The sequence below is a fragment of the Leisingera aquimarina DSM 24565 genome, from assembly GCF_000473165.1.
Lineage (GTDB): Bacteria > Pseudomonadota > Alphaproteobacteria > Rhodobacterales > Rhodobacteraceae > Leisingera > Leisingera aquimarina.
The window spans coordinates 414,282-431,131 of sequence record NZ_KI421504.1 but is presented as its reverse complement, the minus strand read 5'-3'; the positions used below and the strand labels follow the sequence as shown (position 1 = coordinate 431,131).

The 16,850-nt window shown below is 63.6% G+C and carries 19 protein-coding genes; 9 read left to right on the top strand and 10 right to left on the bottom strand.

Features of this window, described 5'->3' with window-relative positions; genetic code table 11:
• Positions 1-293 precede the first annotated feature (293 nt).
• Positions 294-632, top strand: coding sequence for an NIPSNAP family protein (locus AQUI_RS0105970; RefSeq protein WP_027256690.1), 339 nt, complete (start codon positions 294-296; stop codon positions 630-632).
• On the opposite strand, the gene AQUI_RS0105965 is transcribed toward AQUI_RS0105970, so the two are convergent.
• Genes AQUI_RS0105965 through fghA form a run of 3 tightly spaced genes read right to left on the bottom strand, consistent with a single transcriptional unit; the run spans position 629 to position 3,432 of the window.
• Positions 629-1,087 (bottom strand): YaiI/YqxD family protein, encoded by a 459-nt coding sequence (locus tag AQUI_RS0105965; protein WP_027256689.1) that lies wholly within the window; start codon positions 1,085-1,087, stop codon positions 629-631. The two genes, AQUI_RS0105970 and AQUI_RS0105965, sit on opposite strands and share 4 nt — an antisense overlap.
• A complete protein-coding gene (gene sthA / locus AQUI_RS0105960) occupies positions 1,084-2,580 on the bottom strand; it encodes a Si-specific NAD(P)(+) transhydrogenase (protein ID WP_027256688.1) in 1,497 nt (498 codons plus the stop codon). Before sthA ends, AQUI_RS0105965 begins: the two co-directional genes overlap by 4 nt.
• A gap of 18 nt (positions 2,581-2,598) precedes the next feature.
• Positions 2,599-3,432 (bottom strand): S-formylglutathione hydrolase, encoded by an 834-nt coding sequence (fghA, locus tag AQUI_RS0105955; RefSeq protein ID WP_027256687.1) that lies wholly within the window; start codon positions 3,430-3,432, stop codon positions 2,599-2,601.
• A gap of 226 nt (positions 3,433-3,658) precedes the next feature.
• On the opposite strand from fghA, the gene AQUI_RS0105950 reads away from it, so the two are divergent.
• Positions 3,659-4,000 (top strand): cupin domain-containing protein, encoded by a 342-nt coding sequence (locus tag AQUI_RS0105950; RefSeq protein WP_027256686.1) that lies wholly within the window; start codon positions 3,659-3,661, stop codon positions 3,998-4,000.
• Here AQUI_RS0105950 and AQUI_RS0105945 read toward each other — a convergent pair.
• Entirely contained in the window at positions 3,997-4,932 is a 936-nt protein-coding gene (locus tag AQUI_RS0105945) for an AEC family transporter (RefSeq protein ID WP_027256685.1), read from the bottom strand. The two genes, AQUI_RS0105950 and AQUI_RS0105945, sit on opposite strands and share 4 nt — an antisense overlap.
• Positions 4,933-5,279: 347 nt before the next feature.
• Entirely contained in the window at positions 5,280-6,254 is a 975-nt protein-coding gene (gene mbfA / locus AQUI_RS0105940; protein ID WP_027256684.1) for an iron exporter MbfA, read from the bottom strand.
• 136 nt (positions 6,255-6,390) lie between these two features.
• On the opposite strand from mbfA, the gene AQUI_RS0105935 reads away from it, so the two are divergent.
• The gene (locus AQUI_RS0105935) at positions 6,391-7,008 is read left to right on the top strand and encodes a TetR/AcrR family transcriptional regulator (RefSeq protein ID WP_027256683.1); all 618 of its coding nucleotides are present in this window, start codon (positions 6,391-6,393) and stop codon (positions 7,006-7,008) included.
• Between the two features lie 63 nt (positions 7,009-7,071).
• Here the strand turns inward: AQUI_RS0105935 and AQUI_RS0105930 are convergent, their stop codons facing one another.
• Entirely contained in the window at positions 7,072-7,548 is a 477-nt protein-coding gene (locus tag AQUI_RS0105930; protein ID WP_245596866.1) for a c-type cytochrome, read from the bottom strand.
• 494 nt (positions 7,549-8,042) lie between these two features.
• Between AQUI_RS0105930 and AQUI_RS0105920 the strand changes: the two genes are divergently transcribed.
• Both AQUI_RS0105920 and AQUI_RS0105915 read left to right on the top strand, forming a co-directional pair.
• Positions 8,043-8,732 (top strand): ArsR/SmtB family transcription factor, encoded by a 690-nt coding sequence (locus AQUI_RS0105920; protein WP_027256681.1) that lies wholly within the window; start codon positions 8,043-8,045, stop codon positions 8,730-8,732.
• A 115-nt stretch (positions 8,733-8,847) separates the two neighbouring features.
• On the top strand, positions 8,848-9,192 hold the full coding sequence (locus AQUI_RS0105915; RefSeq protein ID WP_027256680.1) for a DUF2794 domain-containing protein: 345 nt from the start codon (positions 8,848-8,850) through the stop codon (positions 9,190-9,192).
• Between the two features lie 96 nt (positions 9,193-9,288).
• On the opposite strand, the gene AQUI_RS0105910 is transcribed toward AQUI_RS0105915, so the two are convergent.
• The 3 genes from AQUI_RS0105910 to AQUI_RS0105900 form a co-directional block, all read right to left on the bottom strand.
• Positions 9,289-10,113 carry a C40 family peptidase gene (locus AQUI_RS0105910; protein WP_027256679.1) on the bottom strand — a complete coding sequence of 275 codons (825 nt, stop codon included), beginning with the start codon at positions 10,111-10,113 and terminating at the stop codon, positions 9,289-9,291.
• Positions 10,114-10,117: 4 nt separating this feature from the next.
• On the bottom strand, positions 10,118-11,500 hold the full coding sequence (locus AQUI_RS0105905; protein ID WP_027256678.1) for a leucyl aminopeptidase family protein: 1,383 nt from the start codon (positions 11,498-11,500) through the stop codon (positions 10,118-10,120).
• Positions 11,501-11,585: 85 nt separating this feature from the next.
• A complete protein-coding gene (locus AQUI_RS0105900; protein WP_051371835.1) occupies positions 11,586-11,945 on the bottom strand; it encodes a hypothetical protein in 360 nt (119 codons plus the stop codon).
• Positions 11,946-12,122: 177 nt separating this feature from the next.
• On the opposite strand from AQUI_RS0105900, the gene AQUI_RS0105895 reads away from it, so the two are divergent.
• Complete coding sequence (locus tag AQUI_RS0105895; RefSeq protein WP_027256676.1) at positions 12,123-12,773, top strand: carbonic anhydrase; 651 nt, start codon at positions 12,123-12,125, stop codon at positions 12,771-12,773.
• A gap of 3 nt (positions 12,774-12,776) precedes the next feature.
• Here the strand turns inward: AQUI_RS0105895 and AQUI_RS0105890 are convergent, their stop codons facing one another.
• Entirely contained in the window at positions 12,777-13,940 is a 1,164-nt protein-coding gene (locus AQUI_RS0105890; RefSeq protein WP_027256675.1) for a DUF3095 domain-containing protein, read from the bottom strand.
• 117 nt (positions 13,941-14,057) lie between these two features.
• Here AQUI_RS0105890 and AQUI_RS0105885 point away from each other — a divergent pair, with 117 nt between their 5' ends.
• The 3 genes from AQUI_RS0105885 to AQUI_RS0105875 all read left to right on the top strand — a co-directional run bounded on the left by AQUI_RS0105885 (position 14,058) and on the right by AQUI_RS0105875 (position 16,816).
• Positions 14,058-15,230 (top strand): MFS transporter, encoded by a 1,173-nt coding sequence (locus AQUI_RS0105885; protein ID WP_027256674.1) that lies wholly within the window; start codon positions 14,058-14,060, stop codon positions 15,228-15,230.
• Between the two features lie 82 nt (positions 15,231-15,312).
• The gene (locus AQUI_RS0105880) at positions 15,313-16,335 is read left to right on the top strand and encodes an aspartate-semialdehyde dehydrogenase (RefSeq protein WP_027256673.1); all 1,023 of its coding nucleotides are present in this window, start codon (positions 15,313-15,315) and stop codon (positions 16,333-16,335) included.
• 133 nt (positions 16,336-16,468) lie between these two features.
• Positions 16,469-16,816, top strand: a complete 348-nt coding sequence (locus tag AQUI_RS0105875) for a hypothetical protein (RefSeq protein WP_027256672.1) — start codon at positions 16,469-16,471, stop codon at positions 16,814-16,816.
• Positions 16,817-16,850 lie beyond the last annotated feature (34 nt).

Sequence of the window (16,850 nt, the reverse complement as noted above, 5' to 3'; positions counted from 1 at the left end):
ATTTTGGATCGCAGAACGCGGGGGCGGGATTTGGGGAGAGGTCTAGAGTCTTGCTGAGAAGCGGTTCAGGGGCAGGTCTGCCCTGAACGCGCCTGCCCGAGTTTGTTTCGGCCTGACCCTGCGTCAAGGCCAAGCCGCGCAGGCGCACGACCCGCTGCCGCGGAGCCTTGACCCGGGAGCAGGCCTGTTTGGTCTGGGTATTTGCGGTTTCGATGAATGGGATCACGCAAAGTCATTGGGCATGGCGGGTGCAGGCGCCTAGGTTCGGCTGTGAACCAGCAATAGAGGCGGCCATGATCACCTGTTACATCACGTATGAAATTCATCCCGACAAGGTTGAGGCCTTTGAGGTCTACGCCAAGGCCTGGATCCCGCTGGTGGCGCGTTTTGGCGGCACCCATCACGGCTATTTTCTGCCGCATGAAAGCGCCAATGATACGGCTGTAGCGTTGTTTTCCTTTCCGTCTCTGGCTGCTTATGAGGACTACCGGGCGAAGAGTTTCAAGGACGCCGATTGCATGGCCGCGTTCCGGTTCGCCAGGGAGAACGGGATTGTCCGGCGCTATGACCGGACGTTCCTGCGCCCCGTTCTCGAGGGGGATCTTGCGCCGTTGAAGGCCGCGATGGGTTAGCAGCCCGCCTTGGCCGCACGCAGCTCGCGCTCCAGCGCGTCCAGAAAGCGGGAGCGGTCGGACTTGGTGAAACCTTTGCCGCTGCCGCCGGCGCCCAGCGGGTTGGCGGCGCGGAGATCAGCCATCAGGTCGCGCATCGCCAGCTGCTGGCCGATGTTGGCTTCGGTAAAGCGCTCGCCGTTGTGGCGCAGAACTCGGGCGCCTGCCTCGATGCATTTGGCGGCAAGCGGGATGTCCCCGGTCACCACCACGTCACCGGCGCCGCAGCGCCCGGCGATCCACATGTCGGCCACATCGGCACCTTCCGAGACGATCACATTCTCCACCAGCGGGTTCTGCGAGGGGCGCAAGCCGCCATTGGAAACCACGAACATGCGCAGCCCGTGTCGGGTGGCGACCCGCTCGGCCTCCTGCTTCACCGGGCAGGCGTCGGCGTCGATGTAGAGGGCGGTCACTCTGCTGCCTTCTTCTCGGCCTCGGGGGCTGCCTCTGCCTTGAGGGCGGGTTTGGCCTTAGCCTTGCGGGCGGGCTTCTTCACCTTGAACTCCTCCGGGATCGGCATCCGGTTGAAGGCGTCGAGCCCGGCGATCTTGTAGGCCTCGGCCAGGGTTGGGTAGTTGAAGGTGTTCTGCACGAAGTAGTCCACCGTGCCCTTGAGGTTCAGCACCGCCTGGGCGATGTGAATGAGCTCGGTCGCGCCTTCGCCGACGATCTGCACGCCCAGCACCCGGCGGGTTTTCAGCGAGAACAGCATTTTCAGCATGCCATGCTCCAGCCCCATGATGTGGCCGCGGGAGGTTTCGCGGAAACGGGCGACGCCGACCTCGTAAGGAATGCCACGCTCCTGCAGCTCTTCCTCGGACATGCCGCAGGTGGACATCTCCGGCACCGAATAGATGCCATAGGGGTACCAGGGGCTTTCCGGCATGGTGGGCGTGTCGAGCGCATGGCAGGCCGCGACACGGCCCTGTTGCAGCGAGGTGGAGGCGAGCGACGGGTGGCCGATCACATCGCCGGCGGCATAGATATGCGGTATCTCGGTCTGGTAGGTCTTGCGGTCCACGCTGAGGCGGCCGCGGTGGTCGGTCCTCAGCCCCGTCGCCTCGAGATTCAGCGAGGCGGTGGCGCCCAGGCGCCCGGCCGCAAACAGCAGCATTTCAGCCCGCACGTGGCGGCCATTGGCCAGGGTCACCTCGACATGCTCGCCTGCGTCCTCGATGGTTTCAACTGCGGAGCCGAGCCGCAGATCAACGCCGTTTTCGCGGATCTGATGGGTGAATTCTTGGATCAGGGTCTTGTCGATGAAGTCGAGGAAGGTCTCGCGCGGCTCGATCAAGGTGACGCGCACGTCGAGGGCGGAGAACATGGTGGCATATTCCACCCCGATAACCCCGGCGCCGATCACCACCAGCGAGCGCGGGATATCCGCCATTTCAAGGAAATCATCGCCATCGACCACGGTGCGGCCATTGAAGGGCACGTAATCCGGCCGGTAAGTGCGGGTGCCGGTGGAGATCAGGAACTTCTCTGCCGTGAGCCGGGTGGTTTCGCCGGCCTCGGTGGCGACTTCGACCTCGTTCGGGCCGATGAATTTGGCCAGACCCATCAGCGTGTCCACATGGTTGCGGTTGAACTGGTGCTCCAGCACGTCGACCTCGTGGTCGAGGGTCTTGTGCAGGCGCGCTTTCAGGTCCTCGGCAAGGATATCATCCTTCACCCGGTAGGAGCGGCCGTAAAAGCTGCGTTCGCGCCAGCCCGAGAGGTTCAGCACGGTTTCACGCAGGGTTTTCGACGGGATGGTGCCGGTGTGCACCGACACGCCCCCCAGCCGGTCTTTGCGGTCGATCACCAGCACCCGGCGGTGCAGCTTGCCTGCCTGAATGGCAGCGGCGCGGCCCGAGGGGCCGGAGCCGATGATGATCAGGTCATAATCAAAGTCTTCACTCATGGCCGCGTCCTTTGCTTTTTAGTTCTGGTACAGCGCGTCGGCATGGAAGGAGACATGCTCCTCCATGAAGGTCGACACGAAGAAATAGCTGTGGTCATAGCCCGGCTGCATCCGCAGGGTGGCCTGCTGTCGGCGTTCGGCCACCGCGTGGGCCAGCGCTTCGGGCTTCAGCAGGTCTATGAATTGATCGGAGGTGCCGGTGTCGATCAGGATCGGGCCGTCGAAGCCTTTCTCGCGCATCAGCAGGGTGGCGTCATGTTTGGCCCAGGCGGGCTCACCATCGCCCAGATAGGCGCTCAGCTGCTTGCGGCCCCAGTCCGAGGCGGTGGGGTTGGAGATCGGCGCAAAGGCGGAGACCGATTTGTAGCGGCCCGGCAGGTTCATCGCCAGTGTTAGTGCGCCGTGGCCGCCCATGGAATGGCCAGTAATCGCCTGGCGGTCCAGATCGATGGCAAATTTTTCGCCCAGCAGTGCCGGCAGTTCTTCGGCCAGATAGTCCCACATGCGGAAATGCGGCGCCCAGGGCTCTTGCGTGGCATTGACGTAGAAGCCTGCGCCCTGGCCCAGGTCATAGGCGTCATCGTCGGCCACGCCTTCGCCGCGCGGCGAGGTGTCGGGGAAGACGATGGCGATGCCCTGCTCGGCGCACCAGGCCTGGGCGCCGGCTTTGGTCATGGCGTTTTCATGGGTGCAGGTCAGGCCCGAGAGGTACCACAGCACCGGCACCGGGCCGTCTTTGGCCTCCTCCGGCAGGAACAGGCCAAAGGTCATGTCGCCGCCGGTGGCGCTGCTGGCGTGTTTGTAAACGCCCTGAGTGCCGCCAAAGGCGCGGTTCTCGGAAACGGTTTCCATGGGTAAGGCTCCTCAAAATTTGTTAGCCCTATCGCTATCCGCAGATGGCCTCAGCGTCCAGCGGATGGGCGGCAGCAATGCTTGTTTTTGCGGCACAAGGCTTGCGAAATCGCAAACATCCGGGGGTTTGGTCGCGGGGTGGTTGCCGCATTTGCGCAGGCGGGTGCTGGACAGCGGCGGTAAAAACCGGGACAGTCCGCCGCTGGAAGCAGAGGGAGCGAGAGGCATGAGCGATTTTCTGAGACTGATACCGGAGGCCGCGGAGGCGGAGGTGGAGCGTCCGGTGGCGGAGAAGGTGATTGCAGGCGATCCGGTTTTCACCACCTGGAACGCGGAGGAGCGTGAGGGGCTTTACTGCGGCATCTGGCAGTCGACACCGGGCAAGTGGCGGATCTCTTATGACGAGTGGGAATACTGCCGGATCCTGGAGGGGCGTTCGGTGATCACCAGCGACGACGGCACCGAATATCCGCTGGCGGCGGGCGACAGCTTCATCTTGCGGCCCGGCTTCAGCGGCACCTGGGAGGTGATTGAGACGACCCACAAGGATTATGTGATCCGGCTTTAGGGGCCAGAGACCCAAGCGATCACCGCCGGCACAGTGACAATCGACAGCGCGGTGGAGATGAAGATGGCGGCGGAGGCCCGGTGCGGCGCCACGCCGTAGTGCTGCGCCAGCATGTAGACATTGCCTGCCACCGGCAGCGACGCGGCAGCAATGGCGACGGCGGCGGAGAAGGGCGCAGCGGGGATCAGCCACAACACTGCGAGGGCCACGCAGGCCGGGTGCAGCACCAGCTTGGCAAAGCTGAGCCAGCCGGAGATCTGCACCCGCTCCGCCGATTTCGAGGCGAGGGACGCGCCGATGGCAAAGAGGGCTCCGGGGGTGGCAGCGCCGCCGAGGATGGTGAGGAAGTCGTTTGCCGGCTCAGGAATCGGAAACTCTGATGCCGACCAGGCGAGGCCTGCGACGATGGACAGAATCATCGGGTTTTTCAGCAGGCCCAGGCCCGCCAGTTTCAGGGTTGCCAGCCCCAGGCCTGATCCCTGGCCGCGGCCTGCGTTGATCAGAATGACGATCAGCGAGGAAAACACCACCAGATCGACGCTGAGCACCACCATCATTGGTGCGACGGAGGCAGGTCCGAACAGGATCGCCATCATCGGCAGGCCCAAGAAACCGACATTGCCGATGGCGGCGCATTGCGCCTCTACCGCCGCGGTCGGCATGTCCAGCCCGCGGGTCATGGCGACGGCTGTCACCAGCAGGTAGACCGCCAGGGTGCCGCCCAGATAGCCAAGGATCAGGGCGGGGTCGAAAACCTCGGCAAAGGTGAGGTTGGCGGCAAAGCCGAAGATCATCGCCGACAGCGGGAAGTAGAAGACAAAGCGGGTGAGATAGGCAGTGGCCTCCTCAGTAAAGAAACGGCTGCGCCCGGCCCAGTAGCCAAGGCCGATGATTGCGAAAAAGGGCAGGGTGCGGAAGAAGATCTCGGCCATGGGGAATTGGTAACAAGAGATGACCAATTCGCAAGGGCTGTTTTTGGCATAAGAGGGCGCGCTCCCGCCTGCTCATGGGCATTCTGGCGAATGCTCTTCACAGTTGGGCGTGGCCCTGTGCGTTGCACAGGGCAGACGTGCCCCGAGTAGCGCGGCTTCGATTGTGAGCAGTACTTCTGCACTTCAAAGGTAAACCGCGCTGCGGCGCGGGGACTTTTCCGCCCTTGACCCTAAGCCCCCCCGTGACCAAAGGCGCACCCGCAGCGCGTCAGCGCTGCCGGGCCCAACCGGGAAGGGGCAGCCTCTGGCTGCTCCGGAGCGAGCGGGAGGGTTTCCTTTGCCCGTGCCTAACCGCTGCCGATCAGCGCGCCGGCCCCCAGCACCAGGGCGCCGCCCAGCACCACTTGCATCGTGGCGCGCCAGAACGGGGTTTGCATGAACCTGTTCTGAATCCAGGCGATGGCCCAGAGCTCAACGAAGACAATCAGCAGGGCCAGGGTGGTGGCAGTCCAGAACTCCGGGATCAGATAGGGCAGGGCGTGGCCCAGCCCGCCCACGGTGGTCATCACGCCGGAGGCCAGCCCGCGTTTCAGCGGTGAGCCGCGGCCTGACAGTTCGCCGTCGTCGGAGGCGGCCTCGGTGAAGCCCATTGAGATGCCCGCCCCGACCGAGGCCGCCATGCCTACCAGAAACGTGGTCCAGGTGTCCTGAGTGGCAAAGGCGGTGGCAAAGATCGGCGCCAGGGTGGAGACCGTACCGTCCATCAGCCCGGACAGCCCCGGCTGCACCCAGGTCAGCACGAACTGGCGGTGGGCGGCGCGGTCTTCATCTTCGCGGGTGTTCGCGTCCAGATGCGTGTCCTGCAATTCGCCGGCGCGCGCCTGATGCCCGGCCTCGGCTGCGGCCAGATCCCCCAGCAGCTTGCGGGTGGCGGCATCGCTGGTGCGGGCGGCGGCAGCGGTGTAGAAGCGTTCGGCGTCGCGCTCCATCGCGCGGGCTTCGTCGCGGATGCGGTCCAGGCTCAGGTTTTCCATCAGCCAAATGGGGCGGCGGGCATAATAGCCCGCCACATGCTCGCGCCGGATCAGCGGAATTGCCGGCCCGAAGCGTGCCTGGTGCAGGGTGATCAGCTGTGCGCGGTGTTCGTCTTCCTCTGCGGCCATGCCGTCGAACATCGCCGCAGAGGCCGGGTATTCGGCGCGCAGCCGTTCGGCGTAGCCGCGGTAGATGCGCGCATCGTCTTCCTCAGAGGAGATTGCGAGGGCGAGGATTTCCTGCCCGGTCAGCTCCGCAAACCGTTTGCGTTGGGTGAAAAAATGCATCTGCCGCCCTCAGTTTAGAATAATTCTAAACATAACGCTTCCGCGAGGGACTGCAAGACGGCGCGGGTTATGCTGTTGCATTGCGGCAGCAGAGGCTACACTAGGCCCAGACCCGCAGGCAGCCAAAGGAACCCGCATGAACCAGCAAGCCAGCGTCCTGCGTACAGGCCGGAAATTCGATCAGGTCCTGGCAGGGGCCCGCGAGGTTTTCCTGGCCGACGGGTTTGAGGGCGCGAGCGTCGACAATATTGCCAAGGCGGCCGGCGTGTCCAAGGCGACGCTGTACAGTTATTTCCCCGACAAGCGGGTGCTGTTTATGGAGGTGGTGCGGTCGGTCTGTGTGCAGCAGTCTGAAGCGTCGCTTGATCTGGCAGCAGGCAGCTGCGGCCCGCGCGAGGTGCTGCGGGTGGCGGCGGAACATGTGCACGCGGTGCTTATAGGCGGTCTCAGCCTGCAGCTGTTCCGCATCTTTGTGGCCGAGGCCGACCGTTTCCCTGAGTTGGGGCCGATGTTCTATGAAAGCGGCCCGATGGTATTGCACGGGCAGATTCGCGATTACCTGAAGATCGCCGCAGAGCGGGGCGAGCTGGCTATTCCGGATGCGGACCTGGCCGCCGCGCAATTCATCGAGCTGTGCAAGGCGGATATCTTCCTGCGATTCCTGTTCAAAATCGACGAACATTTTACCGAGGCCGAACGCGAGCGGGTGATCGCCGGCGCAATCGAGACCTTTATGGCGCGGTTCGGCACCTGACGGCTGCGGGCGTTCCGGCCCGTGCATGCCGGCTTGTGCGTGCCAGCTAATGCCTGCCGGGCATCAGTGCGTGGTGAAACTATTGGGCGTGTTGCGGTAGGTCTCGTGGCAGCTGAGACAGCTTTGCATCAGGCTGGGCAGGGTGCGGCGCAGGGCGGGCAGGGACCGGGTGCTGAGATTGCGGGCTGCTGCTTCGGCGGTGTCTGCACGGGCTTTGAAATCCTTCCAGGCGTGCCAGATCAAGGGCCGCGCATGGGAGCGCGGATCCAGCTGCGGCTTTTTGAAATGCTTGCGGATTGTGCCGGTGGATCTGATCAACTGCCGTCGGGCTGTGCGGGCCTTGTCCCGGTCAAAATATGTGCGCCCGGCCATCATGCCGGCGAGCACATCCATCGCCGCTTTTTGCGAGGTCATCAGGGCCATCCTGCGTGTCACGTGCTTGCTGGCGCCGTCCTTGGCGGTGACCGGAGCGGTGGTGCCAATGGCAAGCGCCGCGAGGATGGCCATGAAGGCCATGGTTTTGAGCAGGCGGAGGGTCATCACGCTGCCCTCGGGCGGATTGACCGAATCGCATGGTGAAAACAAAATAAGAACATATGCTGAAGAACTCCTGTAATCTGCCGTCTGCCGGCCCGTGCTGCCCGATCGGCTCATGCCCCATCGTCGCCTTTTATCGCTTTGGTTTCCGCGCCTTGGTGCCGAACGTATCATGCGGGCAGAGCGCGGCGGCAGTGCCGGGCCGCTGTTGCCGGGGAAGTGTCGAACACTCAGGTTATTTCCGCGTTAAACACGGTGGCTTCGGCGGCAGGATTGCAGCTGGGCCAGCCGCTGCGTGATGCCCATGCGATGTGCGCGATTACTGGGTGGCGACCACCCGCGCTGGCGAACGGCTGTGGCTGTTCTTTGCCCATAGCGGCGCGCTGTCGCCGGGCTGGTTCTGCCATGGCTCCTTTGCTTGACGGGGTGCGGACAGTTCGCTGCGCGGCGAAGGGTTTTGCTTGGGCCGGCCTGCAGGAACCGCGTAGAGTGGGGGCATGATCACACCGCGTTTCGACATTCTGGGCCAGGCCATCAGCGACGCCAGCCGCACGCAGATGCTGTGCGAGCTGATGGAGGGCCGCGCCTATACCAACAAGGAGCTGGCGGCGGCTGCCGGGGTGACGCCGCAGACGGCTTCAGCCCATTTGCGGCTGCTGCAGGATGCCGGGCTGGTGGTGGCCGAAAAACGCGGGCGCTGCGTTTACCACCGGTTGGCGGGGGCGGAAGTGGCGCATGCGCTGGAGCAGCTGGCGGCGATTGCGCCCGCGGACAGCCTGCACCGCGCCCAGCAGCGCAAAGCGGGGGATCTGGCACAGGTGCGCAGCTGTTATGATCATCTGGCCGGGCCTTTGGCAGTGGCGATGACCCGCGCCTTTCTGGACCGTGGGATGCTGCAGGAGGAACACGGCGCCTTTCGCGCTGTTCCGGCCGGGGAGTGGCTGAAGCTGGGTGTCATTCTGCCTGAAAAACCGGGCCGCCAGCCGTTTGCCCGACCCTGTCTGGACTGGACCGAGCGCAAGCTGCATGTGGCGGGGCCGATGGGGCGGCTGATCTTGGATCACGCGCTGGGCAGCGGCTGGGTCAAGCGGCACCGGCACAAGCGCGGGCTGATGCTGACGACGCCTGGAACACGCGCGCTGGAGCAGATTCTGGACCTCAGCTGCGGCGGGCTGGTGGCGGCCTGAGGCAGGCTGGAGCGGCCTGGAAACAGGGGGCAGAGCCTGTGCGCCTTCTGCATCACACAAAAATTCGAAGGGGATAAACCTTGATTTGCCCCGGAAACGGCGCAACCTTTAAACTATGAGCTTTGATCAGGTGCAGCCTTTTCCCGGATCTCCCTACCCTCAGCAAGTCGCGTTTGACCGGCGGGAACTGTCGGTCATTCTATCCCTCTATGGGCGGATGGTTGCCGCCGGGGAGTGGCGCGATTACGGAATTGCCTCCCTGCGGGATTTGGCGGTGTTTTCGGTTTTCCGGCGCACGGCAGAGCACCCGCTTTACCGGATCGAAAAGCGCCCCAAGCTGCGGGTGCGGCAGGGGCAGTATTCGGTGGTCGGCATGGACGGGCATATCCTGAAGCGCGGGACGGATCTGAAGACCGTGCTGAGGGTGCTGGAGCGCAAGCTGATCCGCTCCGTGGAGTAGCCTGCGGGCTATCGCGGAGCGGGGACCGGAAAATTTGAATTTTCCGGCCAAAAATCTTCGTAAGATTTTTTTGCCGTCCGTGGCGGCGGACGTGGGTTACGCCAGCCGTCTGTGTGCGGTGATCGGGCCGTCGCCCTGGGCTGCGATCCGTTCGATTGCCGCGCCGATGGGTTCGATCGCCACAGCCATATCGTGGGCATTAGCATGGATCAGGGATTCCGCGTCCCGCACCATGGCCACATGGCCCTTCCAGAACAGCAGGTCGCCGCGCTGGCAGTCTCCGGCGGGGGCGGACTCTCCGAGTTCCGCCTCCTGCATATCGCTGTCGCCGGGGCAGGCGGTGCCGCAGGCCAGCAGAGCCGCTTGCATCAGGCCGGAGCAGTCGATGCCGAACCGGCTGTTGCCGCCCCAGAGGTAGGGTGTGCCGAGGAACAATTCGGCCACCGCCACCGGATCAGCAGCATGGACGCCCAGCGGCGACAGGTGGCGGGCGGGGATGAATCCGAGGTTGGTTTGCAGAAACCGCCCGGTGCCGCCCAGGACCTGCACCCGGCTGCCGTGGCTGAGGGCATGGGTTTCTGGTGATTTGAAGTCATCGGCGGAATAGGCATGGGTGGCTGGGGCACTGACCCAGTGCGTGGCCTCAAACGGCGCGGTCAGGGAAGCGCTGGGCAGATAGCCCACGTAGGAATCTTTGGCAACCTGCAGGAAGGACCAGCCATTGCGGTCTTCGTAGACCGTGACCGGCTCGCCGTAGACAAGCTGGCGGTCGCGGGCGCCGTCAGGCGCGCGCAGGAGGTCCGCAACGGCTACACCGATGCGGGCGGCGGTGCCTTCGGCCCGCGCCAGCCCTTCTGGTGCGGTCTCAAGATGCGTGGCGGCGATGCGGTCATTCACCGGAGTACGGCGGCGGTCTGCCATGGAATCAGATCTCCAGCATGTCCGGCAGGGCGGAAAACAGAGCGCGGGCGCCCTGCAAGGCGCCGCCCTTGGGGCGGCCGGGTGCGGCGCTGGGGGTCCAGCCGTAGATGTCGAAATGCATGTAGCGGGTGTCTCCGGCAAAGCGGCGCAGGAACAGCGCGGCGGTGATCGACCCTGCAAAACCGCCGGAGGGCGCATTGTCGAGATCGGCAATGCCGGGTTCGATCATTGTCTCGTAAGGGTCATAAAAAGGCATTCGCCAGACCGGGTCAGCGGTGCGCGCCGCACTGGCCGCCAGCGCGGCGGCATCTGCATCGCGGTCGGTATAGAAGGGCGACAAATCCGGGCCGACGGCCACACGGGCAGCCCCGGTGAGAGTGGCCATGGAGATCAGCAGATCCGGCGTGTCTTCGGCCGCCAGTGCCAGTGCGTCGGCCAGTACCAAGCGGCCCTCGGCGTCGGTGTTGTTGTTCTCCACCGTTAGCCCCTTGCGGGACGTCAGCACATCGCCGGGTCGGAAGGCGGGGCCGGACACAGCATTCTCCACTGCCGGTATAAGCACCCGAAGCTGCAGTTTCAGGCCAGCGGCCATGATCATCCGCGCCAGCCCCAGGACATTGGCTGCCCCCCCCATGTCTTTTTTCATCAGCGCCATGCTGTTGCCGGGTTTGAGGTTCAACCCGCCGGTGTCGAAACAGACGCCCTTGCCCACCAGGGTGAGCCGGGGGCCGGACGTGCCCCAACCGATATCGATCAGCCGCGGCGCGCGGTCCGAGGCGCGGCCCACGGTGTGGATGAGCGGGAAGTTCTTCTGCAGCAGATCCTCGCCGGTGATCACAGAACAGTCGGCGCCGAACTCCTCGGCCAGGGCTTCGGCAGCAGCCTGAAGCTCTTGCGGGCCCATGTCAGAGGCAGGCGTGTTGATCAGGTCGCGGGTCAGGCATTCGGCGGCAGCCAGTGATTCTACGGCGCTTGCGTTCAGGCCTTCCGGCGCAACCAGTGAAGCGGTCTGTGCTGCGCTTTTCTTATACCGGTCAAAGCGGTAGGCAGTCAGCAGCCAGCCCAGCGTTTCTGTGGCGGCAGCTTCTTCCGGCAGGCCGGAGGCGATCCGGTAGGTCCCGGCGGGCAGTTTCGCGGCGGCCTCGGCCAGCACAAAGCGGCGGCGCGCGCGCGTGGCGGTGCTGCCATAGCCGGCCAGGGCCATTTCAAATGTGCCATCCGTCGCCGGCACTGCCAAAGCCTGGCCGCAGGCGCCGGTAAAGCCCTGGGCCGAAACCCAGGTCTGAACGCGCTGCGGCTGGCCCGAAAGCCAGCTGTCAAGAATGTCGCTTGCGATAACATGCACAGGACAGGCGTCCCGGCTGGGCGCGGCAAAGACGGGCGGCATGGGCATACTCCGGTTGCGGATCAGTAATGATCCGTCAGAGTAGCCGCCGCAGCGCCGCCTGCAAGCCCTGCAGGCCGCGGAAACATCAGATCGTCATGTCCTGCTGATCCCAGACCGCGGTCAGCGAGCGTTCGCCAACCCGCATCAGCCGGAACAGGATCGCGGCTACCGCCGGAGCGTCCTCGGCATCAATGGCTACGGTCGCATCCCTGGCAATGGCTGCCAAGGCTGTCATGCCGATCTGATCGGCAATCGCAATCAGCGACCGGGCGCTTTTGCGCAGGTTCATCATGTCATCCTGCCGCCACAGGCGCTCGCAATGCGTCAGGCGCACTGCCATTTCTTCAACCGCCCGGCACACGACATCTTCGGCACCGGTTTCGCCGAGCTGCTCATACAGCGCGGAGAGTTTGTCTGGATCCAAGCGCACTGTTTCCGAGCGCATTACTGTTAGTATATTGGCCACCACGTTCACCCAAATTCTATGTACCCCCACGGCACAACTGCCAACTTGAAGCCCACAAGTTTTCAAAAGGTTTCTGCAGGGAGCTCAAATCGCTCGAATTTGCGGACAATGCAGGGTAACACGTCCGGCAACGTGCAACGATCGGAGGATTCGACAATGGACTTTGCCAAACCTCTCCCCAGTTATCTGGTGACCCGCTATCACGGCTGGAAGGCCACATCTTATGAAGAAAACCAGGGCTGGTACCGCCGCCTAGCGACCGAAGGTCAGCGCCCGCGGGCGATGGTGATCTCCTGCTGCGACAGCCGGGTGCATGTGACCTCGATCTTCGGCGCCGACCAGGGCGAGTTCTTTATTCACCGCAATATCGCCAACCTGGTGCCGCCTTTTGCGCCCGATGGCGACCATCACGGCACCTCGGCAGCAGTGGAATACGCGGTGACCGCGCTGAAGGTTTCACATCTGATCGTGCTGGGCCATTCGCAATGCGGCGGCGTTCAGGGTTGTATCGACATGTGCAAGGGTAACGCGCCGCAGCTGGAAGAAAAGACCAGCTTTGTCGGCCGCTGGATGGATATTCTGAAGCCCAAGTTCGAAGGCGTTTCAGGAATTGAAGATCCGGAACTGCAAGCGCGCCAGTTCGAGCGCCAAGCTGTTGTTGCCTCATTGGAAAACCTGATGACCTTTCCTTTTATCGAATCGTCGGTGAAGGCCGGGCAGCTTAGCCTACACGGTCTGTGGACCGATATCGGCGAGGGCGGCCTGGAATGTTATGATCCCAAAACGGGCGTGTTTGCGCCTGTCTGACCATCATGCCGGATTTTTGCCGGCACCAAAGGCAGTCGCCAGATTGGCGGCTGCTTGCGTATAGCCGCCATCGGCCCCATCGACAAAGTGGATGTGATCGTCCTCAACCGGCGAGGGCACGATGCAGGTGACCATGGCGGCGTCCTGTTCATGCAGGCCGAAATGCACCAGCCCCGCCGCGGCAGCTTGCTGCAGGCGGTCGCGGATCCGGATGCTGATGGCCGGGGTGCAATCCAGCGTCATCTTCAGCCCGTCGTCGAATTTTCGAAAATCCGAATGGGCTTTGAGCATTGACAGGTAGTGCACCGCGTCAAACGCGCCCACACGCCGTTTGCCGATAAATATCCAGGCGGCAAAGGCGCAGTGGCCTAATAGATAAAGCTTTCGCAAAAACAGGGGCAGTTTGCCGCGCGAGGCCTGTGCTTCGAGCGTCAGCCCGGCGGGCGGAAAGCGCAGTTTGGGGCCGGCATCGGGCACCGGGTGACCGTCTTCGGCAAGCTCGGAAGCCAGATCCAGCAGTTCAGCCGAGAGCCGTGCAAAGGCCCGCGGGCTGGTGCCTGGCGCGGGCTGGGCAACCACCGACAGGATAATGCCGTTGCGTGCGGGTGTATTGCTCCAGCGGCAGGACAGGCCGCTGAGGTCGGGCGGTTCTGCCTGCGGGGCGGCTGGCACTTCAAAGGCACCGGCTTTCATCTGTGCTTCGGCCCAGGCTAGGCCACCGCCGTTGAACATGGCGAAATCCGCATGGTCCGACACGGCATAGCGGGCGATCCGGACGTCCAGCCCTTCGGCGCGAATCCAGCCCATCGGCAGCATCGCCGCCCGCAGGCTGACGCCGTACTCTGCTTCGGTCCAGCTGCGCAAACCCGCCAGCACTTCTGAGGCGGTGTCTTTGTGCCGGGACGGCACCGCAAAGGAGGCGCCATCACCGCCGAAAACATAGGGGAAAGCCTCGCCCTCAAGCGCGTTGCGCATGGCTGCGATCACCGCCGCGCCGATCATGTTGACGGTCTTGTAGCGGCCCGCAGCCACCAGCCCGGTGGAGTTGACGATATCGGTGCAGCACAGGTGCCAGTCCGGCGGCAGCGGTACAAAGGCCTCTGGCGCGGCAAGGCTGTCGAAGGACCGGGTGCTTGGCAGGCCGGAATAGAAAGTGTCTGTCGTCATTCCGTTACCGCCCCAGTATCCTGTCCTAGCGACCTGCCGTTTCTACCTAAACGAATTGTGTGCCGGGGCCAAACATGCAAGCTGAGCCGCGGAAACAGAAAACCGGGGGGACGGGAAATGCAGGCAGGATTGGCCTTATTGTGCTTGGCTTATGTGCTGAGCCAGTTTTTCCGTGCTTTCCTGGCGGTGCTCTCCGGCGTGCTGGGGCAGGATATCGGCGCGGCGCCGGATGATCTCGCCTTTGCGTCGGGCATGTGGTTCCTGTCTTTTGCCGCAATGCAGCTGCCGGTGGGCTGGGCGCTGGACCATGCGGGACCGCGCCGGACCGCGGCGCTGCTGCTGTTGCTGGGCGGCGGCGGCGGGGCTGCGCTGTTTGCTGCGGCCACCGGGCCCTTGCATGTCAGTATCGCGATGTTCCTGATCGGCATCGGCTGTTCGCCGGTGCTGATGGCCTCATATTACATCTTTGCGCGCCAGTACCCGCCTGCCCGCTTTGCCACCCTCGCCGCGCTGATGCTGGGGGTGGGGTCGGCGGGCAATCTGGTGGCGTCCTACCCGACCGCACTGGCGGTGGATCTGTTCGGCTGGCGGCAGACGCTGGCGGGGCTGGCAGTGGTTTCCGTGGTGGTTGCGGCAGGGATCTTTCTGACTGTCGCGGACCCGGACAAGCCGGAGGGCGAGCACAAGGGATCGGTACTCGACCTGCTCAAAATGCCGGTAATGTGGGCGATTTTCCCGCTGATGCTGGTGGCTTATGCGCCGTCGGGGGCGCTGCGGGGGCTGTGGATCGGGCCTTATCTGAATGACCTCTACGGGCTCAGCACCCAGCAGGTGGGGCTGGCGACGCTGGTAATGGGCGCGGCGATGATAGCCGGCACCTTTGCTTATGGGCCGCTGGACCGGATGCTGGGCACCCGCAAATGGGTAATCCTGGGCGGCAACCTGCTTGCGTGCCTGGCGTTGGGCGGATTGATTCTGGCGGCGGGCACGCCGGTCTGGATACCGGTCGTGCTGATGGCGGCGGTCGGGTTCTTTGGCGCCTCCTTTCCGGTGATTATGGCGCATGGCCGCGCCTTTGTGCCGCCGCATCTGGCCGGGCGCGGGGTCACGTTGCTGAATTTCTTCGGCATCGGCGGGGTGGGAATCATGCAGTTTGCCACCGGCCGTATTCATGCAAATATGGCCGGGCCGGACCCATCCTTGCCCTACACGGGGATTTTCACCTTCTTTTTGGTCTGTCTTGCGGCGGGATGCGCAATTTATCTGCTCAGCCGCGACAGCATGGACTGATCCGGGACTTTAAACTTGTCCCCGGAGGCTTTATCACTCCGGCGCCGGCCATGGGGCCGGGTATTACTGGAGAAACAGACAAATGGGTTACCGCATCGTCGTCGTTGGCGCCACTGGCAACGTGGGCCGCGAAATGCTGAACATCCTGGCCGAGCGCCAGTTCCCTGTGGATGAGATCGCTGTGCTGGCCAGCCGCAAATCTCTCGGCACCGAAGTCAGCTTTGGCGATAAGACACTGAAGACCCAGGATCTGGATACCTTCGATTTCACCGGCTGGGACATGGCGCTGTTTGCCGTGGGGTCCGCCGCGACCAAGGATTACGCGCCCAAAGCAGCTGCCGCTGGCTGCACCGTGATCGATAACTCGTCGCTGTACCGCTACGATCCGGACATTCCGCTGATCGTGCCGGAGGTGAACCCGGAAGCGATCCACGATTACGCCAAGAAGAACATCATCGCCAACCCCAACTGCTCGACCGCGCAGATGGTTGTGGCGCTGAAGCCGCTGCACGACCGCGCCACGATCAAGCGCGTCGTCGTCTCGACCTATCAGTCGGTGTCAGGCGCGGGCAAAGAGGGTGCCGACGAGCTGTGGGACCAGACCAAGTCGATCTATAATCCGACCACTGATGTACCGCCGAACAAATTCCAGAAGCAGATCGCGTTTAACGTCATCCCGCAGATCGACGTCTTCATGGAGGACGGCACCACCAAAGAAGAGTGGAAGATGGTTGTGGAGACCAAGAAGATCGTCGATCCGGCGATCAAGGTCACCGCGACCTGCGTCCGCGTGCCGGTGTTTGTCGGTCACTCGGAAGCCGTGAACATCGAGTTCGAGGAGTTCCTGGACGAGGACGAAGCCCGCGACATCCTGCGCGAGGCGCCGGGCGTCATGGTGATCGACAAGCGGGAAGCCGGCGGCTACGTGACCCCGATCGAATGTGTGGGCGATTTCGCCACTTTCATCAGCCGGATCCGCCAGGACTCGACCATCGAGAACGGCCTGAACCTGTGGTGCGTCAGCGACAACCTGCGCAAGGGCGCGGCCCTGAATGCGGTGCAGATCGCTGAGCTGCTGGGCCGTGAGGTTCTGAAGAAAGGCTAAGCCTTATATCCTTTTGGTGAGGGGGCTGCTTCGGAAGAGGCGGCCCCTTTTCTTTTGCACGGCTGCCTCGGGGCAGGCAGCTCCGGTAGGTTGAGGAGGACAGAAGAAACACCAGACAAAGAGGATCAAACCCATGATCGCACTGCAGGATTTCAGCCGCGCCGCCCCCGTTTCCACCACTCTGCCTTTTGGCACTGTGACGGCAGTTCCAGCGCAGCCCATGCTGAACTGCGCATCGGCGGCAGAGTTGAGGCAGCAGTTGGCGGCGGATTTCGCAGCGTCCGGCGACTGGTTCACCCTGTGCCGGGGCCTGCGCCGCAAGGGCATTTGCCTGCGGATGCGTGAAGGCGATCTGTGGGTCTATGACGCGTTGAGCCTGGCGGCGATCTCCTCCTGCGAGGATCTGGGGATTGACACAGATGAACTGGAACTGCGTTTTGGCCCGTCGCAGCCGCAGCAGGCCGCCGCGCATGGAGCCTGAGCGTGCTGGTCACGCCGCAGGCTGAAGGATAGGT